Consider the following 26587-nt stretch of genomic DNA (forward strand, 5'->3'; position numbering starts at 1 on the left):
CAGGTTTTCACCACGATTCTTGATGGAGTTTTCTCATGAGCAAGCGCCAATCGTCACCCGCTTTTACCCCCTGCGCGAGACCCACGGCCACGGGGCGCCGCGACTTCTTGCGCCTCAGTGCAGGCGCGGCATCGGGCGCTTTTCTCTATGGCGCTCTGGGCCACCATGGCGCCTGGGCTGCCGGCTCGGATGCCCCTGAAATCAAGGAAGTGAAGATAGGCTTTATCCCGCTGACCGATTGCGCCAGCGTGGTCATGGCCTCGGTACTGGGGCTGGATCAGAAATACGGCGTCAAGATCACGCCCACCAAGGAGGCCAGCTGGGCCGGCGTGCGCGACAAGCTGGTCAATGGCGATCTGGACTTTGCCCATGTGCTCTACGGCATGGTTTACGGCATGCATCTGGGCGTGGGCGGACCGCAAAAAGACATGGCCGTGCTGATGACGCTCAACCGCAACGGGCAGGCCATCACGCTGTCCAAAAAACTGGCGGAAAAAGGTGCGGTGGATGCAGCTTCCCTGGCCAAACTGATGGCCGCAGAAAAGCGCGAATACACCTTTGCCCAGACCTTTCCTACGGGCACCCATGCCATGTGGTTGTACTACTGGCTGGCCAGTGCTGGCATCAATCCAATCAAGGATGCCAAGGTCATCACCGTGCCGCCGCCGCAGATGGTGGCCAATATGCGCGTGGGCAATATGGACGGCTATTGCGTAGGCGAGCCCTGGGGCCACCGCGCCATCATGGATGGCATAGGTATCACGGCCGTCACCTCGCAGGACATCTGGCGCGATCACCCCGAAAAAGTGCTGGGCTGTACCGGCGACTTTGCCAACAAGAACCCCAATACCGCACGCGCCGTGATGATGGCCGTGATGGAGGCCGGGCGCTGGATTGATGCCAGCATGCAAAACAAGCTGAAGATGGCGGAGACCATTGCCGCCAAGTCTTATGTGAACACCAGCGTGGATGCGATCAACCAGCGCATTCTGGGGCGCTATCAAAACGGTCTGGGCAAGACCTGGGACGATCCCAATCACATGAAGTTCTTTGCCGATGGCGATGTGAACTATCCCTATCTGTCGGACGGCATGTGGTTTCTCACCCAGCACAAGCGCTGGGGCTTGCTCAAAAGCCATCCGGACTACCTGGCCGTGGCCAAGAAGATCAACAAGACCGAGCTGTTCAAGCAAGCGGCCTCGCAGCTGAAGGTCAGCCTGCCCAAATCGGATCTGCGCACCAGCAAGCTGATCGACGGCAGCAGCTGGAGCGGTGCCGATCCTGCGCGCTACGCCGATAGCTTTGCTGTCAAGGCCTGATGCACCGACCCCTGTTCTGAAAGGAGTGAGCCATGATGAGCGCACTGATCGAATCGACCCCTGCCCGCAGCGCCGACCAGCCCGAACCAGCCAATGCAGCGACGGCAGCGGCCGCTGTGCCCGCCACTGCCGTGCAAGTGCCACCATCCACGCCAGCACCGCCGCCTGCGGCACAAGCGGCCAAGGTCAGGATCTCCCTGAACCAGTATTTGAGCGCGGCGCTCAACTGGTTGCTGCCACCGGCCATGGGCCTGGGGCTGCTGGTGGTGCTGTGGTCTATCGCCGCCAGCAGCAGCGGCGGCAGCATTCCCACGCCAGTCGATACCTGGAAGCAGGCGCTGGAGGTCTTCAGCGATCCCTTTTATCGCAACGGCCCCAACGACCAGGGCGTGGGCTGGAACATTCTGGCCTCGCTGCAGCGCGTGAGCGTGGGCTTTGGTCTGGCGGCGCTGGTCGGCATTCCACTGGGTTTTGCCATCGGCCGCTTTGACTTTCTCTCGCGCATGTTCAACCCGCTGATCAGTCTGCTGCGTCCGGTGTCGCCCCTGGCCTGGCTGCCGATTGGTCTGCTGCTGTTCAAGGGCGCCAACCCTGCTGCCATCTGGACGATTTTCATCTGCTCCATCTGGCCCATGGTCATCAACACCGCGGTGGGCGTGCAGCGCGTGCCCCAGGACTATATGAACGTGGCGCGGGTGCTCAAACTCAGCGAATGGAAGATTGCCACCACCATTCTGTTTCCGGCCGTGCTGCCTTATATGCTGACCGGCGTGCGCCTGGCCGTGGGCACGGCCTGGCTGGTGATCGTGGCGGCTGAAATGCTGACCGGTGGCGTGGGCATTGGCTTCTGGGTCTGGGACGAGTGGAACAACCTCAACGTCAAGAACATCATCATTGCGATTTTCGTGATCGGCCTGGTGGGCCTGGTGCTGGAGTGGGCACTGGTCAAGCTGGCTTCGGCATTCACATTCGAGGAGGTCAAGGCATGAATTCCCATCCATCCAAACAGACTGCGGCCCGCTTCATCGATGTGCAGAATGTGGAGCAAAGCTTCAAGACCGCCAAAGGAGTGTTTCTGGCCTTGCAGAACGTCAATCTGAGCATTGCCCAGGGGGAGTTCGTGAGCCTGATCGGTCACTCGGGCTGCGGCAAGTCCACCTTGCTCAATCTGATTGCCGGACTGACCACCCCCACGCAAGGCGTGCTGCTGTGCGCCAACAAGGAGATCAAAGGCCCGGGGCCTGAGCGTGCCGTGGTGTTTCAAAACCATTCGCTGCTGCCCTGGCTCACCTGCTACGGCAATGTGTACCTGGCGGTGGAGCGCGTGTTTGGCAAGAGCGAGAACAAGGCCCAGCTGGCCGAGCGTACGGCCGCCGCGCTGGCGCTGGTGGGGCTCAGCCATGCGGCCCAGAAACGGCCCGGCGAAATCTCTGGCGGCATGAAGCAGCGCGTGGGCATTGCCCGGGCGCTGTCCATGGAGCCCCAGGTCTTGCTGATGGACGAACCGTTTGGGGCGCTCGATGCGCTGACGCGTGCCAAGCTGCAGGACGAGTTGCTGGAGATCGTGGCCCGCACGCACAGTACCGTGGTCATGGTCACGCACGATGTGGATGAGGCGGTGCTGCTGTCCGACAAGATCGTGATGCTGACCAACGGGCCCGCCGCCACGATTGGCGAAGTGCTGCAGGTGGCGCTGCCGCGCCCCAGAAGCCGGGTGGAGCTGGCCGAGGACGCGAACTACCAGCTATACCGCAAGGCCGTGATCGACTTTCTCTACACCCGCCAAGGGCATGTGGAAAAAGCGGCCTGAACCCTCGGCTTCTCACGTTGCATGGCGCCTGGTGGCGCCATGTTTTTTGCACAGCAATAAAGCGGGCTTGCACAAAAGCAGTGCATGCAGGGCGAGAGGCATGCGGCCTGCAGGCTGAAAAAAGCTGGCATGGCAATTGCATATTGTTCAGCGTGGCCAAAGTGGGCCACAGGGCGAAGGTGCAAGGCTGTGCCAGAGTCCAAAGACAAAGACGTCTACGCGTTCATGCAATTCATGCAACGCGCAGACGTCTTTTTTTGTTGCCGGGCCAGCGCCCTCTTGGGGGCTGCTGCCACACGCAGTGGGCAGGCGTGGGGGGCCCTTTCTCGCAAACCCACGGGGACTCAGATGAAAAAATCCAAATTGGTCATGATTGGCAACGGAATGGCAGGCGTTCGCGCTCTGGAAGAGCTGCTGACCATTGCCCCCGATTTGTACGACATCACGGTGTTTGGCGCCGAGCCGCACCCCAACTACAACCGCATCCTACTGTCGCCGGTACTGGCTGGGGAGCAGACGCTAAGCGATATCGTGCTCAACGACTGGGCCTGGTATCAGGACAACCATATCCTGCTGCACGCCGGCTACACGGTGATGGCCGTGGACAGAGCCCGCCGCGTGGTGCATGCGGTCAATGCCGGCGGCGAGACGGTCAGTGCCGAGTACGACCGCCTGATCATGGCGACGGGCTCCAAGCCCTTCATCCTGCCCATCCCCGGCAAGGACCTGAAGGGCGTGCTGGCCTACCGCGACATTGCCGACACCGAGGCCATGATCGAAGCGGCCAAGACGCTCAAACATGCGGTGGTGATCGGCGGCGGCCTGCTGGGGCTGGAGGCCGCCAACGGCCTGATGAAGCGCGGCATGCAGGTGACGGTGGTGCATGTGGGCGACTGGCTGATGGAGCGCCAGCTCGACGAGCAGGCCGGCCGCATGCTGCAGACTTCTCTGGCCGAGCGCGGCATGCAGTTTTGCATGCAGGCGCAAACGCAGGAGCTGCTGGGTGACGCCAGCGGCCTCGTGAGCGCCGTGCGCTTCAAGGACGGCAGCGAGATCCCGGCCGAGCTGGTGGTGATGGCCGTGGGCATACGTCCAAATACCGGTCTGGCCGAGTCCATGCATCTGCATGTGAATCGCGGCATCGTGGTCAGCGACACCTTGCAGACCGTGACCGATCCGCGCATCTATGCCGTGGGCGAATGTGCGGCGCACCGTGGTGTTGCCTACGGACTGGTGGCACCGCTGTTCGAGCAGGGCAAGGTGCTGGCCAACCATCTGGCCGAGTTCGGCATCGGCCGCTATCTGGGCTCGCTGACTTCGACCAAACTCAAGGTCACCGGCATCGATCTGTTCTCGGCCGGCGACTTCCAGGGCGGCGGCGATACCGAAGAGATTCTGATGAGCGACCCCTATGCCGGGGTCTACAAAAAGCTGGTCATCAAGGAGGACAAGCTGGTCGGAGCCTGCCTCTACGGCGACACGGTGGACGGCAGCTGGTATTTCAAGCTGCTGCGCGAAGGCCGCAGCGTGGCCGATATCCGCGACAAGCTGATGTTTGGCGAGTCCAATCTCGGCGACGCCGGCCATCAGGGACAGAACAAGGCGGCGGCTCTGGCCGATGGCGACGAGGTCTGCGGCTGCAACGGCGTGACCAAGGGCGCCATCTGCAAGGCCATCAAGGACAAGGGCTTGTTCACGCTCGACGATGTGCGAAAGCACACCAAGGCCAGCGCCAGCTGTGGCTCCTGCACCGGGCTGGTGGAGCAGATCATCATGTTCACGGCCGGCGGCGATTACTCGGCTTCGCCCAAGACCAAGGCCATGTGCGGCTGTACCGACCACGGCCACCAGGCCGTGCGCGATGCGATCCGCGAGCACAAGCTGTTGAGCACCGATGCCGTGTTCCACTTCATGGAGTGGCGCACGCCCAATGGCTGCGCTTCCTGCCGTCCGGCCGTCAACTACTACCTGGTCAGCACCTGGCCCAAGGAGGCCAAGGACGATCCGCAAAGCCGCTTCATCAACGAGCGCAGCCACGCCAACATCCAGAAAGACGGCACCTACAGCGTGATCCCGCGTATGTGGGGCGGTGAGACCACGGCCTCCGAGCTGCGCCGCATTGCCGATGTGGTGGACAAGTACCAGATCCCCACCGTCAAGGTGACGGGCGGCCAGCGCATCGACCTGCTGGGCGTGAAGAAGGAAGACCTGCAAGGCGTGTGGAACGACATAGGCATGCCCTGCGGCCACGCCTACGCCAAGGCCTTGCGCACGGTCAAGACCTGTGTGGGCAGCGAATGGTGCCGCATGGGCACGCAGGACAGCACGCAGATGGGCAAGGATCTGGAACGGGCCATGTGGCGCATGTATGCGCCGCACAAGGTGAAGTTCGCCGTCAGCGGCTGCCCGCGCAACTGTGCGGAGTCCGGCATCAAGGACGTGGGAATCATAGGCGTGGACTCGGGCTGGGAGATGTATATCGCCGGCAACGGCGGCATCAAGACCGAGGTGGCGCATTTCTTCACCAAGCTCAAGACCGCAGAGGAAGTGCTGGAGTACACGGGCGCCTTCATGCAGCTGTACCGCCTGGAAGGCTGGTATCTGGAGCGCACCGTGCATTACGTCAACCGTGTCGGGCTAGACCATGTGAAGCGCCGCATTCTTGAAGATGAGCCAGGCCGCAAGGCGCTGTGGGAGCAGCTGCAGTTTGCGCTGCAAGGCGAGCCCGACCCCTGGTTCGAAACCGACAAGGCGGCCGTGGATACGCGCCAGTTCCAGGCCCTGCCTGCGATGCAAACCCAAAGCACTGGCGTCAGCGCCTGATCAAAGCACCGAGGAGCCAGAAATGAGCGAATGGATTTCTATCTGCACGATTGACGACATCCCCGTGCTGGGCGCACGCCGTGTGGCGCGGGCCAAAGGCCTGGATGTTGCCGTGTTTCGCAATAGCGAAGACGAGGTGTTTGCGCTGCTGGACAGCTGTCCGCACAAGGGCGGGCCTTTGTCGCAAGGCATTGTGTTTGGCCGCAGCGTGGCCTGCCCGCTGCACAACTGGACGATTGCCTTGAGCACCGGCCAGGCGGCTGCGCCCGATGAAGGCTGCACGCCTTATTTCAGCGTGCGTGTGCAGGACGGCGAGGTGCAGCTGTGCGCCGAAGAACTGGCCAGCCGTGCGCTGGAGCAGACGCGGCCGCATGCAGGGCCCGCACATTGCGCTGGCAAGTCTGGCTGCGCCACGGCCTAGTGTTTTGATTGCTATGAATTGAATAGCTGCATGCGCTTTTTTGGAATGCGCTACAGCACGATTTCACTGAAAGTCTGCCATGCGTGAGACCAAGTCCACCTGTCCCTACTGCGGCGTCGGCTGCGGCGTGGTTATCGAGTCCGAAGGGCGCAGCATTGTCGGCGTGCGCGGCGACCAGGACCATCCTGCCAACCAGGGGCGTTTGTGCAGCAAGGGCAGCAGTCTGCATCTGACCGCAGCACCGGAGCTGGCGCAGCAGGCCCGCTTGCTGCAGCCCATGCGCAGGCTGCAGCGCAGCGCTGCGCCGGAGGCGGTGAGCTGGGATGCAGCCCTGGACGACGTGGCCGCGCGCATTGCCAACATCCATGCCGACCATGGGCCCGATGCGCTGGGTTTTTACCTCAGCGGTCAGTTGCTGACCGAGGACTATTACGTCTTCAACAAGCTGGTCAAAGGGCTGCTGGGCACCAACAACCTCGATACCAATTCGCGCCTGTGCATGAGCAGTGCCGTGGCCGGCTACAAGGCCACGCTGGGGGCCGATGCGCCGCCAGCCTGCTACGAAGATATCGACTTGGCCGGCTGCCTGTTCATCACCGGCAGCAATATGGCCTGGGCCCACCCGATTCTGTTCAGACGGGTGGAAGAGGCCAGGGCGCGCAACTCCCAGCTCAAGATCATCGTGGCCGATCCGCGCAAGACGGAGACGGCGGAGCTGGCGGATCTGTATCTGCCTTTGCAGCCGGGCAGCGATGTGATGCTGTTTCACGGCCTGCTGCACATCATGCTCTGGGAGGGCTGGACGGACAGCGCCTATATCGCGCGGCATACCAGCGGCTTTGCCGAACTCAAGCAGCTGGTGCGCGAGGCGACGCCGGAGCAGGTTTCCCGCGTCTGCGGCCTGCCCGTAGCTGATCTTTACCAGGCCGCGCGCTGGATGGCGCTGGGCGGAGCCGAAGCTCTGGACGGCCAGCGCCAGCCCACGCTCAGCCTGTATTGCCAGGGCCTGAATCAGAGCCGCAGCGGCACGGCCAATAACGCGGCGCTGATCAATCTGCATCTGGCCACTGGCCAGATCGGCAGGCCGGGAGCAGGGCCGTTGTCGCTGACCGGTCAGCCCAATGCCATGGGCGGGCGTGAGGTGGGCGGTCTGTCCAACCTGCTCAGCGCCCACCGGGATCTGGCGAACCCCGAGCACCGTGCCGAAGTCGCTCGGTTGTGGGGCGTGGACGCTGTTCCCGCGCAACCGGGCAAGGCGGCACTGGAGATGTTCGAGGCCGCCGCCGACGGGCAGATCAAGGCCTTGTGGATTGCCTGCACCAATCCGGCGCAGAGCATGCCCAATCAGGCCATGGTGCGCAGGGCGTTGGAGCGTGCCGAGCTGGTCGTGGTGCAGGAAGCGTTTGCCGCCACCGAAACCACGGCCTATGCCGATGTGCTGCTGCCGGCCACCACCTGGGGCGAGAAGCTGGGTACGGTCACCAATAGCGAGCGGCGCATCTCCCGCGTACGCTCTGCCGTGGCCGCTCCGGGGCTGGCGCAGCATGACTGGCAGATCGGCGTGCAGCTGGCACAGCGGCTGGAACGGCGCTTGCGCCACGGGCTGCCCAGCCTGTTTGCCTATGACACGGCTCAGGCCGAGGCCGGTGCCGAGGCCATCTGGAACGAGCACCGGGAAAGTACGCGGGGCCGCGATCTGGATATCACCGGTCTGAGCTGGAGCGTGCTTGAGCAGCAAGGTCCGCAGCAATGGCCCATGCCTAGTGGCGCGGATTCCGGAGTCAAACGCCTGTATGCGGACGGGCGCTTTGCCACGGCCGACGGCCGTGCCACCTTCGATGTTCAGCCCTGGAAAGCCGTGGCCGTGCGGCGCGACGCCCGCCATCCCTTCAGCCTCAATACCGGCAGGCTCAGAGACCAGTGGCATGGCATGACGCGCACCGGGCAGCTGGGCCGACTCTTCTCCCATGTCAGCGAGCCTCAGCTGCAAATGCATGCGCAGGACATGCAGCGCTTGCAGCTGCAGTCTGGCGATCTGGTCCATGTCTCCAACCCCCTGGGCGCGATTGCTCTGCCGGTGGTGGCCGATGCGGGCTTGCAGCCGGCCCAGGTGTATCTGCCCATGCACTGGGGCAGCATGTTTCTGAGCGGTAAAAGCTCCAAAGGGCTGAGGCTGGCCGGCGTGAATGCGCTGACCACGGACCAACGCTGCCCGCGTTCGCGCCAGCCCGAGCTCAAACATGTGGCGGTCAAGGTGCTCAAGGCCGAGATGGCCTGGACCTGCCTGGGTATGGCATGGCTGGATGAATCCCAGGTGCAGCGGGTGCGCCAGGCCTTGGCCGCTTTGATGCAGGAATTCGACTTTGCCAGCAGCGTGCTGTTTGGCCGTGCCGTGCCGCTGGAGCAGGCTGCGCAGGGGCGCAGTGGCGTGCAGTTTCGCGCCGCCGCCTATGAAGCGCCTTCTGCCGCCGTGCTGGCGCGGCTGCATGAGCTGCTGCAGCTGGGCGGGGCCGATGCTCTGCGCTATGTGGATGCGCGTCGCCAGTGCAGCCGCGCCATGGCGCTGCGCAAGCACGAGGGGCAGACCTTGCTCGACAGCTTTCTGCTCTGCGGCGATGCCAGTGCCGGTCAGTGGCTGGCACCGATCTTGCGTGATGAGCAGGCAACCCAGAGCTTCGGTCGCCTGTTGCTGGCCTCCGGAAAAATGCCGCCAACGGCCATGCCGGCCAGATCCCGTCAGGTCTGTGCCTGCATGAATGTGGATGAGGCCGGCATTACCCAGCAGCTGCAGCAATGCAGCGGCACGGCGCAGGAACGTCTGGCGAGTTTGAAAAGCCAGCTGGGTTGCGGCACGCGCTGCGGCTCCTGCATTCCGCAGATCAAGCAGCTGGTGCAAAGCGTTGCTGTCGTTGCATAAGCTTTTTAAAGCGAAAGGTCGGTATGAACTCTCCCGAGACACCTCTGCCATCGCCAGGCTGCTGCTATCTGGTCGGTGCCGGGCCCGGCGGCCCCGAGCTGCTGACTGTCAAAGCCTTGACGCTCATACAGGCGGCCACCTTGCTGCTGGTGGATGATCTGGTGTCGCCCGAAATCGTAGCCCTGGCCAGCCCGGCGGCGCGTGTCATCCAGGTGGGCAAGCGCGGCGGGCGCGAGAGCAGCTCGCAGGCCTTCATTGAAAAGCTGATGGTCATGGCCGCAGGCCAGGGCGAAGTGGTGGTGTGGCTCAAGGGCGGCGGCGAACCCGTTACCTTTGACCGCGATGGTGAAGAGGCAGAGCGTTTGAAGGCGGCTGGCGTGCCGGTACACGTGGTCAGCGGCATCACATCGGAGCGGGTGAGTGCAGCGCCGCTCATGCACCGCCATCACGCGCATAGCGCGATCTTCATAGCCGGCAAGGTACGGCCCAGGGATGCGACGCCCAGCCAGACGAGGCCGGGCCTGGTGGCCTATAGGGGCGCGCCGGGTGAAATTGAAACGCGCTGTGCCGGGTTTGCCTGACGGCACTCCGGCTCAAACGCTGATTTGTCACCCAATGGTCTCAGGGTGATGCAAAGCATGACTAGAATTTGGCTGGGCCCGGAACCTTGGCTTTCGGGCTTCCCCTTGGTCATTCACCATGCCAGACCTTGTACATCGCAAGGGGGATGAGGGCTGGCACATCCGAGAGCCGTGATGAGCATTGCATACCCAGATACCCAGCTTTTGATTGAAGGCCAGTGGCAGGACGCCGCCAGTGGCAAGAAGATTGATGTGCGCAACCCCGCGACAGGCGAGGTGATTGGCCGCGTGGCCCATGCCGATATCACTGATCTGGACCGCGCTCTGGCCGCGGCAGACAAAGGTTTCCAAGTCTGGCGCAAGGTCTCGGCACACGAGCGCGGCGCCATCATGCGCCGTGCGGCAGCCTTGCTCAAGGAGCGCGCCGACGAAATTGCTGCGCTGCTGACCCAGGAACAGGGCAAGCCGCTGGCCGAAGCCAAGGTGGAAATCATTGCCGGCGCCGGCATCATTGAATGGTTTGCCGACGAGTCGCTGCGCATTTACGGCCGCATCGTGCCTTCGCGCAAGCCCGAGATCCAGCAACTGGTCATCAAGGAGCCCGTGGGCCCGGTGGCGGCTTTCACGCCCTGGAACTTCCCCGTCAACCAGATCGTGCGCAAGATTGGTGCGGCGCTGGCTTCGGGCTGCTCCTTCCTGTGCAAAGCACCTGAAGAAACTCCAGCTTCGCCTGCCGCGCTGCTCAAATGCTTTGTGGACGCCGGCATTCCCGCTGGCGTGGTGGGTTTGGTCTATGGCGATCCGGCCCAGATTTCGTCCTACCTGATTGCCAGCCCCGTGATCCGCAAGGTCACCTTCACCGGCTCCACCGCCGTAGGCAAGCAGCTGGCGGCGCTGGCCGGTCAGCACATGAAGCGCTCCACCATGGAACTCGGCGGTCACGCCCCCGTCATCGTTGCCGAGGATGCCGATGTGGAGCTGGCTGTGAAGGCGGCCGGTGCGGCCAAGTTCCGCAACGCGGGCCAAGTCTGCATCTCGCCCACACGCTTTCTGGTGCACAACAGCGTACGCGAGGAATTCACCCGCGCGATGGTGGCCCATGCCCAGGCGCTGAGCGTGGGCAACGGCCTGGAAAAAGGCGTGCAGATGGGGCCGCTGGCCAATCCGCGCCGCGTGACCGCGCTGACGCAAATGGTGCAGGATGCCGAAAAGCACGGCGCCAAGCTGCTGGCCGGCGGCAACGCCTTTGGCGATGCTGGCAACTTCTTTGCACCCACGGTGCTGGCCGATGTGCCGCTGTCTGCAGACATCTTCAACAACGAGCCTTTCGGCCCCGTGGCCGCCATTCGCGGTTTCGACAAGCTGGAAGATGCGATTCAAGAGGCCAACCGCCTCTCTTACGGTCTGGCGGCCTATGCCTTCACTCGCTCGCTCAAGACGGCGCATCAGCTGTCGCAGGATGTGGAGACGGGCATGCTGTGGGTGAACCAGCCTGCGCTGCCCTCGGCCGAGCTGCCGTTTGGCGGTGTCAAGGATTCCGGCTACGGTTCCGAAGGCGGCCCCGAAGCGCTGGAGTCGTATCTGGTGTCCAAGGCCGTGGCTATTACCTGTGTGTAACCCCCTGAGGCGCTGCGCGCCTTCCCCCTTTCTCGCTTCGCGGAAGGGGGACGACAGCATCGCTGCGGGGCGGCCCTTGCTTGCTGCCCCTTTGTTGGAGGGCGCCGGTTTTTAAGGCGCAGGCTATAAAAAAGCCGCTGTGTTTTGCAGCGGCTTTTTGCTTTTATGGGTGATGGTGCTCAGGCAATTTGGGCGGTGCTGGCAAAGAATTGCCGATGCTCGGCTATGTCCTGCGCGGCCAGCTGCAGCTGCAAGGCCTGCTCGGGCTGCCGATGTTGTATGCGTTTGGCAACCGCGCGTAGCAAGGGCGCGGCTTTGGCAGGTGCCGCCTGCAGGTTTTGCAGGCGCAGCAGGGCGCTGCGCACGCTGCGTGCCGTGCTTTCGGACTGCAGCACATCGTCGCTCAGGCCGTGCAGCACGTGGATGGTCTTGCCCACGCGCAGGGCGGCCAGTCCGCAGCTGGCGGCTTGCTGCACTTCAGCGGGGCCGGCTTTCTCGCTGGCACGAACCAGGCGCAGCAGGCGGTGGAACAGGCGGGCGCGCCATATGCGCACATCCTTGGTGTGCATGGGGGCTGCGGCCATGTCCTGCAGCTCATGGACCATCATGGCGCGCAGGCCTTGCAACCTGCCTTGCACCGTGATCGGGAGTATGAAGCGGTAAGCCAGCCAGCCGGCCAGGGGACCGGTGATGATGGCCACCGCCATGGCCAGCGAATGGCCGTAATCCAGGGTGTAGGGAAACTGCGGCGACAGTGCCAGCAGCAGCACCATATTGCAGTCATAGCCCGAGAGCATGGTTCGGCGGTGGCTGAACAGCAGGGCGCCTATGAAGATGAAGGGCATCATCCACAGGACCATCTGCAACTGGCTGCCGGCCAGCGGCCAGACCAGCCACTGGCAGGCCAGGGCCACGGCGGCCCCCATGGCCTGGCCGAGAATCACATAGCGCATGGTGAAGGCTGGGTTCTCGAAGGAGGAGAACACGGTGATCATCACCGACAGGCCCAGCAGCATGTAGGCACCACCGCTCCAGCCGGAGATGACCCAGATCAGGCCCACCAGAAAGATGGAGCTGAAAGCGCGCAGCATGGCGCGGCGGGCGCTGACCCAGTCGCTGTGCAGCACCACGGGCAGCTGGCGGGCGCGATGCTGGCTGGGCAGTGGCAGATCGCTGGCGGCCACCAGATGGGCCTGCAGGGCCAGGCCGATGTTGCCAATGATTTCCTGGGCGTGGCCCCAGCCGGCAGCGGCATCGCGGGCCCTGGCGATGGCATCTATGGCTGCATGCGGAGCGGGCTGGGTTTCCAGCAGCTTGGCGGCCTGCTCCAGCGCTTCGGCCATGGTCAGTGCATGGGTGCTGCTGAAATCGGCGGTGATGGTCTTGCCCGTGCTGTCACGCAGCCACAGCAGCGCAGAGATTTGCGTATTCATCAGCCGGCGCAGGGCACGCACGGCGCGGCGCGAGCGCTGCGAGCCGGCGGCATGCGGCTCCAGCCCTTCCTCGATCAAGGCCAGGGCCGAAAGTCGCTCGGCCAGTTCTTTGGGGCTCAAGGCGCTCTGGCCCGGCATTACCTGTCTGGCGGCCGCAGCCATATCGCGCAGCAAACGGGCACACAGGCGGCGCACCTGGCCGTTGCCCGGAATCTCGGCGTCCGCAGGAATGAACAGCCAGCCCACGATGAGCGCAGCCACCACGCCGGTGAGTGCGGTCAGCAATCGGTCCCAGCCCAGCGCGTACACATGGGCGGGGTTGCCGGAATCGAGCAGGGCTACCATGGCTGCGGAGTAGCCTGCCAGCATGGTGCCGTAAGACGCAAAGCCACGCTGCAGATTGCCAAGGCCGGCGCACAGCCCCATCCAGAGGGCCAGGCCCGTGATCAGATACAGCAGATGACCTTGTGCCAGCAGCACTAGGCCTACGCCGCCCGCGATGCCGATGATGGTGCCGGTGATACGGAAAAAGCTTTTCTCCAGCATTTGGCCGCGCAGGGGCTGAGAGGCGGCCCAGACCGTCATGCCTGCCCATTGCGGGTGTTGCAGCCCCAGGGCCCAGGCGGCGAAGACGGCCAGACAGGCGGCAAACGCGGTGCGCAGATGCTGGCGCAGGCGCGGGCTGTCAAAGCCCCAGCCGGCGGCGCGCTCCAGAAAGCGGTCGTAGAAGCCTGTGCTCATGGGCGCGCCTCGAGTGCATCCTCGGGGTGTGGCGTGTTGCAACGCTGCGCGTGCATCTGCTCTATGCGTGCACGGATCTTGTTGACCCCGCCCAACATGGCTTCGACTTCGGTCTCGCTCAGGTCCTGCAACATGGCCAGCTCCGCCTGCAGCATGGTGGCGCGTATCCGATCCACGGCAGCATGGCCTTCGGCGGTCAGAAAAATGCGTTTGCTGCGGCGGTCGGCGGCATCGGCCCGGCGCTCCACCCAGGCATGGCCTTCCAGAATGTCCAGCAGACGCACCAGACTGGAGCCGTCCAGGCCTACGCGCTCGGCCAGTTCCTTCTGGGTCACGCCATCGCCCCAGGCGCGCAAATGGATCAGCGGCGTCCAGGTGGCGTCGGTCAGGCCGCTGGCGGCCAACTGTTCTTCCACCAGGCGGCGCCATTGGCGGGTGAGGGTGACCATGAGAAAGCCCAGACGGTCGCGGGAAGGTGCATCAGCAAAAGACATGCCGCTGATTTTATTTGTTATTCAATTAATTTGCATTTCAAACTAATTGAGGAATCACTTATGTCAGGGGCATTGTCTTGGGCTTTTGAAGCGAGAAATAAAAAAGAGAGCGCATAGCGCTCTCTGTTAAAGGGGTTGAAGCTTGTTTGACTGATTTTTTAGAACAGGGTGGGAATCCACAGGTTCAGCAGCAGACCGGCCACCAGCAACCATGCAAACAGCAGGGCGGCCAGGATCAACGGCTTGGTGCCCGCAGCACGCACGGCGCGGATATGGGTGGTCAGGCCCAGGGCTGCCATGGCAATCGCCAGCAAGGCGTTATCCAGCTGCACACCGACGCTGACCAGCTCCTTGGGCAACACGCCCAGCGAATTGATACCGGCCATGACGACAAAGCCCAGAGCAAACCAAGGAATGGTGATCTTGTTGCTTGTGGCGCTGCCGTTGCTCACACCTTGCTTGCGCTCGCTGCGCGACAGCCACATGGACAGAATCAGCAGGAACGGAGCCAGCATCATCACGCGCACCATCTTGGTGATCACGGCGGTGTCGGCGGCCTGGCTGCCGATGGCTTCGCCAGCGGCTACGACCTGAGCTACTTCGTGCACGGTGGAGCCGACGAAGATGCCGTATTGCTGCGCATCCACATTGAGCCAGCCGAACTCGGCATTCCAGTGAAACAGGGCAGGGTAGAGGAAGGTGCCTATGGTGCCGAACACCACCACGGTGGCCACGGCCACGGCCACATCTTCGGCGCGGCCCTTGGCCACGGGCTCGGTGGCCAGCACGGCAGCAGCACCGCAGATGGAGGCACCGGCGCCCACCAGCAAGGTGGTGCGCTTGTCCATGCCCAGCAGCTTCTGACCAATCCATTGCGCCAGCAGGAAGGTGCTGGAGAGCACCAGGGCATCAATCACCACGCCGGCCATGCCGACATGGCCGATGTCCTGAAATGTCAGGCGCAGGCCGTACAGCACGATGCCGGCGCGCAGCAGGCGTGCCTTGGTAAAGGCGATGCCGCTATGGCACTGGCTGGCGATGGCGGGATAGACGGTGTTGCCTATGACCAGGCCGATGATGATGGCCAGCGTCAGTGCGCTCAGGCCATTGTTCTTGATGACGGGGAACTGGGCGGCCCAGGTGGCCACGGCCGCAATAACGCCCGCCAGCAACAGGCCAGGCAGCATGGCAGTGGTTTTCTGCATCCAGCCCTGGGGCTGGCTTGAGTGGGACAAAGTCGTGGTGTTCAAGGTGAATCTCCTGCCGAAGCGCTGTATCGGACGTGATCTGGCTTCAGCGTTGGGTTCACTTTAGATTTGTTCGTTATATTTGTATAACGAATAGTTTTTGTAAGATCAATCGATAAAACAGGTAGATTGTTCTCTGATGGCCCCAAAGATCCGGCAAGTCCGAGATCAAACCGGCTCGCGCTTATAGTCGCCAGGCGCGGTGTTCAGGCCGCGATTGATGGGAAAAACAGGTAAGCCATGCTGCATCTCACCTTGCGCCAACTCGAAATTTTCTGTGCCGTGGCGCAAGCCGGCACCACCGTGGCTGCGGCTGATGCCATAGCGCTGTCCCAGTCCGCCACCAGCGCGGCCCTGCAGCAACTGGAGCAGGGTTTGAGCGTGCAGCTGTTTGAGCGCGTGGGCAAGCGCCTGGTGCTCAACGATGCCGGCCGGGCCATGCTGCCTCAGGCCCTGAGCCTGCTGGAGCAGGCTCGCGGCATGGAGATGGCTTTCTCGGCCAAGGCCGCCCACATGCCGGTGCGGCTGCGGGTGGCGGCCAGCACCACGATAGGCACTTACGCCTTGCCCCAGGTGCTGGCGCGGCTGGCGCAAACCCATCCGCTGGTGCGCGTGGATCTGCAGATTGCCAACACGCTCGAAGTGGGCGAGGCCGTGCAGGCGTTGGAGGTGGATCTGGGGCTGATCGAAGGCACCAGCCATTGGCCGGGGCTGGAGGTGCAGCCCTGGCTGCGCGACGAGCTGGTCATCGTGGCCTCGCCGGAAGATGCGCTGTGCGAGCAGGCCAGGCACAAGCCGCTGGGCGTGGCCGCGCTGCGGCAGGCCGCTTGGCTGTTGCGCGAGGCAGGCTCGGGCACCCGTGAAATGGTGGAGCATGCGCTTTTGCCCCATCTGCACCAGCTGCCCGCGTCTGCCACGCTGGGCAGCTCGGAGGCGATTGCGCGCTGCGTGGCCCAGGGCCTGGGCATCAGCTGCCTGTCGCGCGTGTTGGTGCAGGCGCTGGTGCAGTCCCATGCGCTGCAGGTGCTGCCCACCACGCTGCCGCGCATGTGGCGGCACTTCTCCCTGGTGCAACGCGCGGGCAAGCGCCGCTCGCCGGCACTGGAAGCCTTTGTCCAAGCCTGTCTGGCCAGCGAGCAGCCGCTGGCGGATTGAGGCTTGAAGAGGCTTTGGTGATTGATGCGTAAGCGCAGCAAGCTATGGTTTTATTCAGTAGCCACTTTGCTTGTAGCTGCTGTTTTTGCCCCTATATTGGATAGACAAGACCGGCGCAGTCAGTGCAGCGCCGGGCACCACAAGCAGGGAGGAACACCATGAAAACCATAGACGAAATGCTGCACCTGGACCTGCTCACCCAAGAACAGCATCTGCAGATCAGCAACTGGATCGACGAAGCGATCAGCCCCGAAGCCATTTTGCAAATGCCCGCTCCGCTGTGGCAGGCTGTGGAACGCGCCAGCCAGGCCATGGGCGTGAACGAGGATTTGCAGCGGCCGCCGGCGCTGGATGCGGGCGGCATGACGTTCAGTCAATAAAAAGCGCACGGCACAGGTGAACGCCTGGCCTTTCGTGACTCAAAAATACCCATAAAAACCAGATCAAAGGCAGGCCGTAATTGCGCAGCCTGCTCTGTTTTTTATTTTTTCAGCGGAATCGGCGTGCTGGCCGGCACGGCCACGGCCGTCACGCTGTTTTGGGGCGAGCCTTCGATGACGCGGTCCGAATACGTCATATAGACCAGGGAGTTGCGCTTTTCATCGACCATGCGCACCACGCGCAGGCGCTTGAAGAGCAGCGAGGTGCGCTCGGTAAACACTTCTTCCTGCTGTTTGATGGGGGCGGGAATCTGGATGGCAGCCGTGGCCTGGCAGACGATGGAGGCTTCGGATCGGTCTTCGGCCAGACCCAGCCCGCCCTTGATGCCGCCCGTCTTGGCACGCGAGACATAGCAGGTCACGCCTTGCACCTTGGGATCGTCATAGGCATCGACCACGATTTTGTGGTCAGGCCCTATGAGTTTGAACACGGTATCCACCGCGCCAATCTGCTCGGCATGGCCCAGGCCCATGAAGGAGAGGCTGGCTGCGACGGCGGCCACAGCCGCCAGAAAAACTGAATGACGTTTCATGCGCCAGAGCATAAGGCCGTTTGATGACGGCCGCTGCAGGCGCTGTGGTTGGTACTAAATCAAGGGTTAACCCTTGATATCACCCGGGGCATTGCCTGGCGCCCAAGCCGGCTGGCAGGTCGGTGGCGACAATGGACGCCTCTTGTTCCCGCCTGTGTTGCTGCTGCAGCACAGCGCCTCTCGGCTGGCTCTCTGAAGCCCGTCCACCTGCAAGCCTGTATGGCTTGTTGACCGATTTCAAGAATCCTCTCTTTGGCCGCTGCAAGCCGGTTTCGGCGAACGGCTGCCGCATGGCGTTGGCTTGCTCCACGCCCAGGGCCTGCGGTGCAGGCCGCATTTTCGGAAAAGCGATAGGCATGTCTGTGAACTCTGCCGCGCCCGCACCGCAAGGTCTGGGTGCTTCTTCTTTGCTGTTGATGGCTCTGGCCTGTGGTCTGTGTGCCGGCGGCAATTACTTCAATCAGCCGCTGCTGCACTCGATCGCCGAGCATTTCGAGGTGGCGCAAGCGACCGCCGCCGTCAGCGTGACGCTGGCCCATGTGGCCTATGCCAGCGGCTTGCTGCTGCTGGCCCCGCTGGCCGACAAGCTGCAGCGACGGGGCCTGGCTGTGAGTTTGATGCTGCTGGCGGCCGTGGGTCAGGCGATCTGCGGTTTTGCGCCCAGCGTTCAGGCCTTCATGGCCGGCACCGTGGTGGCCGGCCTGTTTTCCGTGGCTGCCCAGGTACTGGTTCCCATGGCTGCCGCCCTGGCCATGCCAGGCCAGAGCGGGCGTGCCGTGGGCTGGGTGATGAGTGGCTTGCTGCTGGGCATTTTGCTGGCGCGCAGCGTGGCGGGCATGGTGTCCGAAGCCTGGGGCTGGCAGGCGGTCTACCAGGGCGCCGCCGTGGTGATGGCCGTGGTGGCGCTGTGGTTGTGGAAGATGCTGCCTGCATCACGCAGCAGCTTGCCGGTGAGCTACGGCCAGGTGCTGGCCAGCATGTGGCAGCTGCTGCGCGGCCAGCAGGCGCTGCGCCAGCGTACCCTGGTCAGCGCGCTGGCCTTTGCTTCGGTCAGCGTGCTGTTCTCCACCATGGCGCTGCAGCTGTCCAGCGGGCCCTTGGGTCTGGGGGATGGGCAGATCGGCATGATCGGTCTGGCCGGTGCCGCCGGTGCCCTGGTGGCGACCCAGGCCGGACGGCTGGTGGACAAAGGCCTGGGCCGTGTGAGCTGCGCGATTGGCGCGCTGGCGCTGCTGCTGTCCTGGCCCATGCTGTGGTGGGGCGGTGCGCATCTGGGTTGGTTTGTGCTGGGTCTGATCGTGATCGATCTGGGTCTGCAGTGCCTGAATATCACCAATCAGGCCACGGTGGCCCAGCTGCTGCCCGCAGCGCGCGGGCGCATGAATGCCGTGTACATGACGGGCTACTTTCTGGGCGCAGCACTGGGCTCGGCCCTGGGCACGCTGGCCTGGCGCATCAATGGCTGGCAGGGCGCATGCACGCTGGGCCTGCTGCTGGCCGTGCTGGCGGCTATGGGCACGTTCAGCATGCGGCGCAGCCATGCAGCGCTGGCTGCAGCTGCATAAAGTGCTTCAAGAGTTTCAGTGAAAATGGGCTCAAGCCCATTTATTCAAAGCGTTAGCTGCTATGAAAAAAGCCCGAGATAGGCGTCTCGGGCTTTTTTTGGGGGCTGAGCAGTCCTATCAGGCTGCAGGCTGGGACTGACCGGCGACATGCTTGCGCAAATGCTCCAGCGCCTCTTCCACCTGATCGACCAGTACCAGGCACAGATCGCCAGGCTGCAGGCGTTCCAGAGCGTGGTCGATGGCCAGGAATTCACCATGGATCTCGGTGCTGTAGCTGGTGCGCGGAGCGCCTTCCAGGCCTTGCTTGAGCAGGCCTAGCACCTCGCCGTCGGCGCGACCGCGCTGGCAGGCATCCTGGTAGAGGATCACGTCGTCGAACACCTTGCCCAGGATTTGCGTCTGCTCGACGATGTCCTGGTCGCGGCGGTCGCCAGCACCGCTGATCACCACGCTGCGCTTGTTGGCGGGCATGGCGCCCACGGCTTGCGATAGGGCGCGGATGGCATCGGGGTTGTGGCCGTAGTCGGCAATCACGGTCGCGCCCTTGTAATCCATCACGTTAAAGCGTGCGGGGGCGTTGTCGCTGTCGTTCAAAAAGCCTGCCAGACCGCGGCGAATGGTTTGCCAGGGCAGGCCGACAGCCCAGGCGGCGCCAATCGAGGCCATGACGTTTTCCACCTGGAAGGTGATGGTGCCGTTGCGGGTCAGGGGAATCTCGCGCAGCAGGATGGATTCGCGCCACGAGCCTTCAGCGGCCACGATGGCATCGCCATCCACATAGACCACGCGGCTGCCTTGGGCACGGTGCGTGGCCATGACGGGGTGGTGACGGTCGGCGGCAAAGAAGATGACCTTGCCGGGGCAGGTTGTCGCCATATTGGCGACCAGCGGATCGGCGGCGTTCAGCACGGCGTAGCCGTCGGTGGCCACGTTCTGCACGATGACGCGCTTCAGGACGCCCACATCTTCCTTGGTGGTGATGAAGTTCAGACCCAGGTGATCGCCTTCGCCCACATTGGTGACCACGGCCACCTGGCAGCGGTCGAAACCCAGGCCTTCGCGCAAGATGCCGCCGCGTGCGCATTCGAGCACGGCCGCATCGGTCTCGGGGTGGGCCAGGGCATTGCGGGCACTCTTGGGGCCGGAGCAATCGCCGCTGTCGATCTGGCGGCCGTTTACATACACGCCATCGGTGTTGGTCATGGCGGTGCGCCAGCCGTGGGAGGTGAACAAATGCGCAAGCACGCGGGTGGTCGTGGTCTTGCCATTGGTGCCGGTGACGGCCACCAGCGGAATGCGGCCGTCATTGCCGGCGGCAAACAGCTCGTCCACCATGGGCACGCCCACGTTGCGGGGCTTGCCGAAGGAGGGGGCCAGGTGCATGCGCAGGCCGGGAGCGGCATTGACTTCGACCACGCCGCCGCTTTGCTCTTCCAGGGGCTTGAGCATGGTCTCGCAGACCACGTCCACGCCGCAGATGTGCAGGCCAATGGTCTGGGCCGCTTCAATGGCGCGGGCCGCGATTTCGGGGTGCACGTCGTCGGTCACATCGGTGGCGCTGCCGCCGGTGGACAGATTGGCGTTGTTGCGCAGCACCACGCGCTGGCCCTGGGCGGGCACGGAGTCGGGCGTCAGGCCTTCGGAAGCAATGCGGGCAATGGCGATATCGTCCAGGCGAATCTTGGTCAGGGCCGTGCCGTGACCCGAGCCGCGGCGCGGGTCCTGGTTGACGATGTTGACCAGCTCGGCAATCGTGTGTGAGCCGTCGCCCAGCACCTGGGGCGGCTCGCGGCGGGCGGCAGCCACCAGTTGGCCGCCAACCACCAGCAGGCGAAAGTCGTGGCCGGGCAAGAAGCGCTCGACCATGATTTCGTCGCCGAACTCGCTGGCAACCTTGAAGGCTGCTTCCAGCCCTTCGCGGGTGGTGATGTTGACCACCACGCCCTTGCCCTGGTTGCCGTCCTGGGGCTTGACCACCACGGGCAGGCCCACTTCCTGGGCTACAACCCAGGCGTCTTCCACGTCCGCCACGGGGCGGCCCAGCGGCACGGGCACGCCGGCGGCATGCAGCAGGCGTTTGGTCAGGTCCTTGTCCTGGGCAATCGATTCGGCCACGGCGCTGGTGGAGTCGAGCTCTGCCGCCTGAAAGCGGCGGGCCTTGGAGCCCCAGCCCAGTTGCACCAGGGAGCCGGTGGTCAGGCGACGATAGGGAATGCCACGGGCGATGGCCGCATCCAGAATGGCGCCGGTCGAAGGACCGATACGGTCGTCTTCGTCCAGATCACGCAACTGGGCAATGACTTTTTCGCTGTCAAAAGGCGTGTCGTTGAGCGCCGCCTGGATCAGGGCTTCGGCCTGTTCCATGGCCAGCTTGCCCACGGATTCTTCGGAGTATTCGACGATGACCTGGTAGGTGCCGGCTTCCACGGTTTCGTGGGTGCGGCTGAAGGTGACCGGGCAGCCTGCCTGGGCCTGCAGCGACAGGGCCGCGACTTCCAGCACATGGGCCAGCGACAGATGCTGGTTGGCGCCATGCGGTTGCAGCGTGCCTATGGTGGGAAAGCGCGCGCGCAGCTTTTCTTCGAAGCCGGCCATGGCGGTGTAGCGCTGCTCGTTGTCTTCGCACTGCACGATGGACTCGAGGGCGGTGCTGCGAGTCCAGAGATTGGGGCCACGCAAGGCTCGGATGCGGGTGATCTGCATAAGTGGGTTCTTTCAGATGGCAGACCGGTCAGCATCTGTATGCCGCCGGGCTGTTTGCATTTTTTCTTTGGTTGCGTGAAATCAGGCGGTGTATTCGAAGGTCTTGATACCGGCGCCGATCAGCTCGGGCGTGATATCCAGAGCCCAGGCCGTGGCGATCGCTGCCAGCAGGGCCGGCGTGTCGGGGCGCTTGCCCCCGGGCAGGGACAGGGCTTCCAGCGTGCCCAGTACGCGCTCTTGCGTGCCTGTGGCCAGCACCACGGTATTGCCCTTGATCAGCACGGCGCGGCCGCCTTCATGCTGCTGCTCGGTGTCGGCGCGGTGGGCAGCCACCACGGCATTGCCGGCATCGGCGCTGTACAGAATCACTTCGCCATCGCAGAGCTCGGCCAGATCCGCCACTTCGGGCAGGTCGGCGTTGAGCACGCCGGCGCCTTCGTCCAGCACCACGTCGATCTGGGTGCGCATGACGCGGCGCATATTGGCCGCTTCCTGCACGTCGTGGTCGGCCAGGGTCTCAAAGCCGTCCATATCGGTGACCACGCCGACCAGGCAGCGGTCGTAGGACAGGCCTTCTTCCAGAATCGAACGCGAGGTGGTTTGAATCACGGCCGCTTCGGCCAAGCGGTTGGTCAGCAGGCGGTGCGCACCAGCCCAGTTGGCCGTATTGGTCTTTTGCGTCTGGCGGTTGGCCAGGAACATGCCCTCGCTGCTGGCCACGCCGGTGAGCTTGCCGGACAGCTGCAACAGCCAGCCCACCAGGCGGGCGATGAAAGCGTTGTTGCGCGTGCCCACAATGCCCACCACGGGGATGCGGCCGGCACCGGCGCCATCTTCGCGGGGGAAGAGGTGATCGGCAATCGCCATGCCCACGGGGCGGGGCGCGCCGCTGGTGGGCTTGAGGTGCATCAGCAGGCCGGGGCCGGCATTGACTTCCAGGATGGCGCCCTGGCCCTTCAAGGGCTGGGAGACATCCTTGAGGATCATGTCCATGCCGGCGATATCCAGACCCACGATCTTGGCAGCCAGCGTGGCGTAATAGGCCACGTCGGGATGCACGTCGTCGGTGCAATCAATGGCCATATTGCCGTTGCGCTGCAGCAGCACGGCTTGTCCTTGAGGGATGACGCTGTCGGGCGTCAGATGCTGGCGGTTGAGTTCAAGCTTGACGGCGCCGGCTTCCAGATTGATCCAGTCCAGCGGGTATTCCTGCTCGGGGCCGCGGCGTGGATCCTGGTTGAGCACGGCCACCAGCTCGGCCAGTGTGGCGATGCCGTTGCCGTGCACGCTGACGGTCTCGCCCTTGGTGGCGGCGACAACCTTGCCGCCCACCACCAGCAGGCGGTGCTCCACGCCGTCGATGAATTTTTCAACGATCACGTCCGAGCCTTCGGGCTGGGCCAGGGCGAAGGCAGCCTTGATGTCGGCCTCCTTGGACAGCTCCAGCGTCACGCCGCGGGCATGGTTGCCGTCCGAGGGCTTGACGGTGACGGGGAAACCGATGTCCTGCGCCACTTCCCAGGCCTCTTCAGGGCTGGCCACGATCTGGCCTTCGGGCACGGGCACGCCGCAGGCGGTCAGCAGGCGCTTGGTGAAATCCTTGTCTTGCGCAATGCCTTCGGCAATGGCGCTGGTCTGATCGGACTCGGCCGTCCAGATGCGGCGTTGCGCGGCGCCATAGCCGAGCTGCACCAGATTGCCGTCATTCAGGCGGATATGGGGAATGCGGCGCTCGCCGGCGGCATCGACGATGCAGCCGGTGGAGGGACCGAGATAGCGGTCGTTGATGGCCGTCTTGATGGCGTGAATGGCGGGCTTGAGCTCAAACGCTTCGTCGTTGATGGCCGCCATCAGCAACTGGTGACCGTACTCGAGCGCCACGCGGGCCACGGCCTCTTCGGGGCAGCGGAACACCATGCGGTACACGCCGCGCTTGGAGATCTCGCGCGTTTGGCCGAATTCGGCCGGCATGCCGGCCAGGTTCAGCAGCTCGATGATCACGTGCTCCAGCACATGGCCCATCCAGGTGCCGCCTTCCAGGCGCTGGATGAAGCCGCCGCGCTCGCCCACGCCGCAGGTGTGCTCGATCAGATCGGGCAACCAGGCGGTCAGACGCTCGTTGAGGCCGGGAATCTTGTTGGACGGATAGTCTTCCAGCTCTCCCAAATCCAGCCACACCTCCAGAACCGGGCGGTAGGTCCAGACACTGGGGCCACGCAGAAAAGTTGTGCGTAAGAGTTGGATGTCGTTGAATTTCGCCATGTTCTGTCAGCAGTAATAAGGAGGAACAGGATTTGTAAACTCTGCCAAATATGGGTTGGCATTGTGCGCCCAGAATAGACGTATAGCGGGATGTCAGCCTAATTGCAGGTTCGCGCGTTGATAGAGGGGTATTGAGCGCCCGGCTCTGCCGCGTTTAGCCTGCCAATGCGGTTTCCCGCACGAATATCGGAGCCGCCAGGGGCGGAGAAAAATAATTCAAGATGCAACATCACCATACTGTGGACGCCTCGGCAGTCTTTGCCGGACCCTTGGGGGACGAATTGCGAGCCAAGCTCGCTCCTCATGAAAACGTGCTGGCCATCGTCCCGGTTGACCTGAGCGCAGATTTGCAGTTTGGCAACGGCCTGCTGGCCTTGACGCCCGACAGGCTGCTGGCCTGTGATCCCAAGACTCAGCAGTGGAGTGAGTGGAAACTTACTGTGGGTCAAAGTTTGCGTCTGCAGGATCATGGCGGCGTGGGGAATCTTGAGCTGCACGACCATGATGCGCGCCTGTCCAGGTGGTACATCACCCTCAAGCACCAGACGGCCATCTTGCTGCTGATGCAGCAGTTCGATCGCCAGCGCGAGCGCATTGCCCGCCAGGAAAGCTATAGCGCCGTGACCGACGAGGAGGCAGCCCGCTGCCCGGTCTGCCACGCGGCTCTGCCGCCCGATACCGACGAATGCCCGGCCTGCGCGCGTCAGCAAGCTCCGCAGACCTCGACCTGGGTGCTGCTGCGCCTGTGGCGCTTTGCCAAGCCTTATCAGGGGCAGTTGCTGCTGGGCTTTCTGCTGACGCTTGGCACCACGGCGGCCCAACTGGTGGCGCCGTATCTGACCATTCCGCTGATGGACAAGATACTGATCCCGTTTCAGAACGGCGAGAAGATCGATCCCAGCCTGGTCACCTTCTACCTGGGCGCCTTGCTGGTTTCTGCCTTGCTGGCCTGGGCCCTGGGCTGGGCGCGTACCTTTGTGTTGGCCAAGGTGTCCGAGCGCATAGGCTCCAATCTGCGCACCACCACCTACAAGCACTTGCTGAACCTGTCGGTGGATTTTTACGGCAGCAAGCGCACGGGCGATCTGATGGCGCGTATCGGGGCCGAAACCGACCGCATCAACCTGTTCCTGTCGCTCAACGCCCTGGATTTCGCCACCGATGTGCTGATGATCGTGATGACTTCGGCCATCTTGTTCTCCATCAACCCCTGGCTGGCTCTGGTCACTCTGGTGCCCTTGCCCTTCATCGCCTGGATGATCCACACCGTGCGCGATCGCCTGCGTACCGGCTTCGAGAAGATCGACCGCGTCTGGTCCGAAGTGACCAATGTGCTGGCCGATACCATTCCCGGCATTCGCGTGGTCAAGGCTTTTGCCCAGGAAAAGCGCGAAGCCGACCGCTTTGCCGATGCCAACCAGGTCAATCTGGAAGCCAATGACAAGGTCAACAAGACCTGGTCGCTCTTCACGCCCACCGTTACGCTGCTGACCGAGATCGGGATCCTGATCGTTTGGGGCTTTGGTATCTATCTGGTCGCTGGCGGCTCCATCACCGTCGGTGTGCTGACGGCCTTCATTGCCTATATCGGCCGTTTCTACACCCGTCTGGATTCCATGAGTCGCATCGTCTCGGTCACCCAGAAGGCTGCGGCCGGGGCCAAGCGCATTTTCGACATCCTGGACCATGTCAGCAACGTGCCAGAACCTGCCAATCCCGTGAAGCTGCCCAAGGTCAAGGGCGCCATCACCATGGAAAACCTGGGCTTTCGCTATGGCAGCCGCTCTGTCATCAAGAATCTGGATCTGCAGATTCAGCCCGGCGAGATGATTGGTCTGGTGGGCCACAGCGGCTCGGGCAAGAGCACGCTGGTCAACCTGATCTGCCGCTTCTACGACGTGTCCGAAGGCTCGATCCAGCTCGATGGCGTGGATGTGCGCCGCATGTCGGTGTCGGATTACCGCAGCAACATCGGCCTGGTGCTGCAGGAGCCCTTTCTGTTCTTTGGCACCATTGCCGAGAACATTGCCTATGGCAAGCCCGCTGCCAGCCGCGAGGAAATCGTGGCCGCCGCCCGTGCCGCCCATGCGCACGAGTTCATCTTGCGCCTGCCCCATGGCTATGACTCGCTGGTGGGCGAGCGCGGCCAGGGCCTGTCGGGCGGCGAGCGCCAGCGCATCTCGATTGCCCGCGCGCTGTTGATCGATCCGCGCATCCTGATCCTGGATGAAGCCACTTCGGCCGTGGATACCGAGACCGAAAAGGAAATCCAGAAGGCGCTGGACAATCTGGTGCAAGGCCGCACCACGATTGCCATTGCCCACCGCCTGTCCACGCTGCGCAAGGCCGATAGGCTGGTGGTCATGGACCGCGGCGAGATTGTGGAAGTCGGCCCGCACGACGAGCTGATGGAGAAAAAAGGCGCTTACTGGCGTCTGTACGAAGCCCAGGCCCGCCGCGCCGAAGAAGATGCGCAAGCCGCAGGCCTGACGCTGCAGACCCCGGCCCTGGTGACAAAGGAATAAG

Annotated in this window: 17 protein-coding genes and 1 pseudogene; 12 read left to right on the forward strand and 6 right to left on the reverse strand. The window is 63.4% G+C overall.

Features of this window, described 5'->3' with window-relative positions; translation table 11 throughout:
• Nucleotides 1-35: 35 nt before the first annotated feature.
• The 8 genes and pseudogenes from ACNAZA_RS00535 to ACNAZA_RS00570 all read left to right on the forward strand — a co-directional run bounded on the left by ACNAZA_RS00535 (nucleotide 36) and on the right by ACNAZA_RS00570 (nucleotide 11488).
• The gene (locus tag ACNAZA_RS00535) at nucleotides 36-1319 is read left to right on the forward strand and encodes a CmpA/NrtA family ABC transporter substrate-binding protein (RefSeq protein ID WP_415794450.1); all 1284 of its coding nucleotides are present in this window, start codon (nucleotides 36-38) and stop codon (nucleotides 1317-1319) included.
• Between the two features lie 32 nt (nucleotides 1320-1351).
• Nucleotides 1352-2308, forward strand: coding sequence for a nitrate ABC transporter permease (gene ntrB / locus ACNAZA_RS00540; RefSeq protein ID WP_415794452.1), 957 nt, complete (start codon nucleotides 1352-1354; stop codon nucleotides 2306-2308).
• The gene (locus ACNAZA_RS00545) at nucleotides 2305-3129 is read left to right on the forward strand and encodes an ABC transporter ATP-binding protein (RefSeq protein WP_415794453.1); all 825 of its coding nucleotides are present in this window, start codon (nucleotides 2305-2307) and stop codon (nucleotides 3127-3129) included. The genes ntrB and ACNAZA_RS00545 overlap by 4 nt, the downstream gene beginning before the upstream one ends.
• Before the next feature lie 348 nt (nucleotides 3130-3477).
• The gene (gene nirB, locus ACNAZA_RS00550) at nucleotides 3478-5952 is read left to right on the forward strand and encodes a nitrite reductase large subunit NirB (RefSeq protein ID WP_415794454.1); all 2475 of its coding nucleotides are present in this window, start codon (nucleotides 3478-3480) and stop codon (nucleotides 5950-5952) included.
• Nucleotides 5953-5974: 22 nt separating this feature from the next.
• On the forward strand, nucleotides 5975-6373 hold the full coding sequence (gene nirD / locus ACNAZA_RS00555; RefSeq protein ID WP_120966248.1) for a nitrite reductase small subunit NirD: 399 nt from the start codon (nucleotides 5975-5977) through the stop codon (nucleotides 6371-6373).
• A gap of 79 nt (nucleotides 6374-6452) precedes the next feature.
• The gene (locus ACNAZA_RS00560; protein ID WP_415794455.1) at nucleotides 6453-9290 is read left to right on the forward strand and encodes a nitrate reductase; all 2838 of its coding nucleotides are present in this window, start codon (nucleotides 6453-6455) and stop codon (nucleotides 9288-9290) included.
• 23 nt (nucleotides 9291-9313) lie between these two features.
• Nucleotides 9314-9787 (forward strand): annotated as a pseudogene (locus tag ACNAZA_RS00565) (uroporphyrinogen-III C-methyltransferase); the annotation flags it as partial.
• A 258-nt stretch (nucleotides 9788-10045) separates the two neighbouring features.
• Nucleotides 10046-11488, forward strand: a complete 1443-nt coding sequence (locus ACNAZA_RS00570) for an NAD-dependent succinate-semialdehyde dehydrogenase (protein ID WP_415794456.1) — start codon at nucleotides 10046-10048, stop codon at nucleotides 11486-11488.
• Between the two features lie 179 nt (nucleotides 11489-11667).
• Here the strand turns inward: ACNAZA_RS00570 and ACNAZA_RS00575 are convergent, their stop codons facing one another.
• From ACNAZA_RS00575 to ACNAZA_RS00585, 3 genes are all read right to left on the reverse strand, one after another.
• Nucleotides 11668-13662, reverse strand: a complete 1995-nt coding sequence (locus tag ACNAZA_RS00575) for an FUSC family protein (RefSeq protein ID WP_415794458.1) — start codon at nucleotides 13660-13662, stop codon at nucleotides 11668-11670.
• Nucleotides 13659-14156 carry a MarR family winged helix-turn-helix transcriptional regulator gene (locus ACNAZA_RS00580; RefSeq protein WP_415794460.1) on the reverse strand — a complete coding sequence of 166 codons (498 nt, stop codon included), beginning with the start codon at nucleotides 14154-14156 and terminating at the stop codon, nucleotides 13659-13661. Before ACNAZA_RS00580 ends, ACNAZA_RS00575 begins: the two co-directional genes overlap by 4 nt.
• A 158-nt stretch (nucleotides 14157-14314) precedes the next feature.
• Complete coding sequence (locus ACNAZA_RS00585) at nucleotides 14315-15406, reverse strand: YeiH family protein (RefSeq protein ID WP_415794461.1); 1092 nt, start codon at nucleotides 15404-15406, stop codon at nucleotides 14315-14317.
• A gap of 237 nt (nucleotides 15407-15643) precedes the next feature.
• Between ACNAZA_RS00585 and ACNAZA_RS00590 the strand changes: the two genes are divergently transcribed.
• Complete coding sequence (locus tag ACNAZA_RS00590; RefSeq protein ID WP_415794462.1) at nucleotides 15644-16558, forward strand: LysR family transcriptional regulator; 915 nt, start codon at nucleotides 15644-15646, stop codon at nucleotides 16556-16558.
• A 158-nt stretch (nucleotides 16559-16716) separates the two neighbouring features.
• Nucleotides 16717-16938 (forward strand): hypothetical protein, encoded by a 222-nt coding sequence (locus ACNAZA_RS00595; protein ID WP_415794463.1) that lies wholly within the window; start codon nucleotides 16717-16719, stop codon nucleotides 16936-16938.
• Between the two features lie 101 nt (nucleotides 16939-17039).
• Here ACNAZA_RS00595 and ACNAZA_RS00600 read toward each other — a convergent pair whose 3' ends face one another.
• The gene (locus tag ACNAZA_RS00600) at nucleotides 17040-17531 is read right to left on the reverse strand and encodes a CreA family protein (RefSeq protein WP_462936549.1); all 492 of its coding nucleotides are present in this window, start codon (nucleotides 17529-17531) and stop codon (nucleotides 17040-17042) included.
• A 356-nt stretch (nucleotides 17532-17887) separates the two neighbouring features.
• On the opposite strand from ACNAZA_RS00600, the gene ACNAZA_RS00605 reads away from it, so the two are divergent.
• A complete protein-coding gene (locus ACNAZA_RS00605) occupies nucleotides 17888-19096 on the forward strand; it encodes an MFS transporter (protein WP_415794464.1) in 1209 nt (402 codons plus the stop codon).
• Nucleotides 19097-19213: 117 nt separating this feature from the next.
• On the opposite strand, the gene cphA is transcribed toward ACNAZA_RS00605, so the two are convergent.
• Both cphA and ACNAZA_RS00615 read right to left on the reverse strand, forming a co-directional pair.
• The gene (cphA, locus tag ACNAZA_RS00610; RefSeq protein ID WP_415794465.1) at nucleotides 19214-21799 is read right to left on the reverse strand and encodes a cyanophycin synthetase; all 2586 of its coding nucleotides are present in this window, start codon (nucleotides 21797-21799) and stop codon (nucleotides 19214-19216) included.
• 81 nt (nucleotides 21800-21880) lie between these two features.
• Entirely contained in the window at nucleotides 21881-24061 is a 2181-nt protein-coding gene (locus ACNAZA_RS00615) for a cyanophycin synthetase (RefSeq protein WP_415794466.1), read from the reverse strand.
• Between the two features lie 221 nt (nucleotides 24062-24282).
• On the opposite strand from ACNAZA_RS00615, the gene ACNAZA_RS00620 reads away from it, so the two are divergent.
• Nucleotides 24283-26586, forward strand: coding sequence for a cyanophycin metabolism-associated ABC transporter (locus tag ACNAZA_RS00620; RefSeq protein WP_415794467.1), 2304 nt, complete (start codon nucleotides 24283-24285; stop codon nucleotides 26584-26586).
• Nucleotide 26587: the final 1 nt, after the last annotated feature.

Source organism: Comamonas aquatilis, from assembly GCF_965139575.1.
Taxonomy (GTDB): domain Bacteria; phylum Pseudomonadota; class Gammaproteobacteria; order Burkholderiales; family Burkholderiaceae_C; genus Comamonas; species Comamonas aquatilis.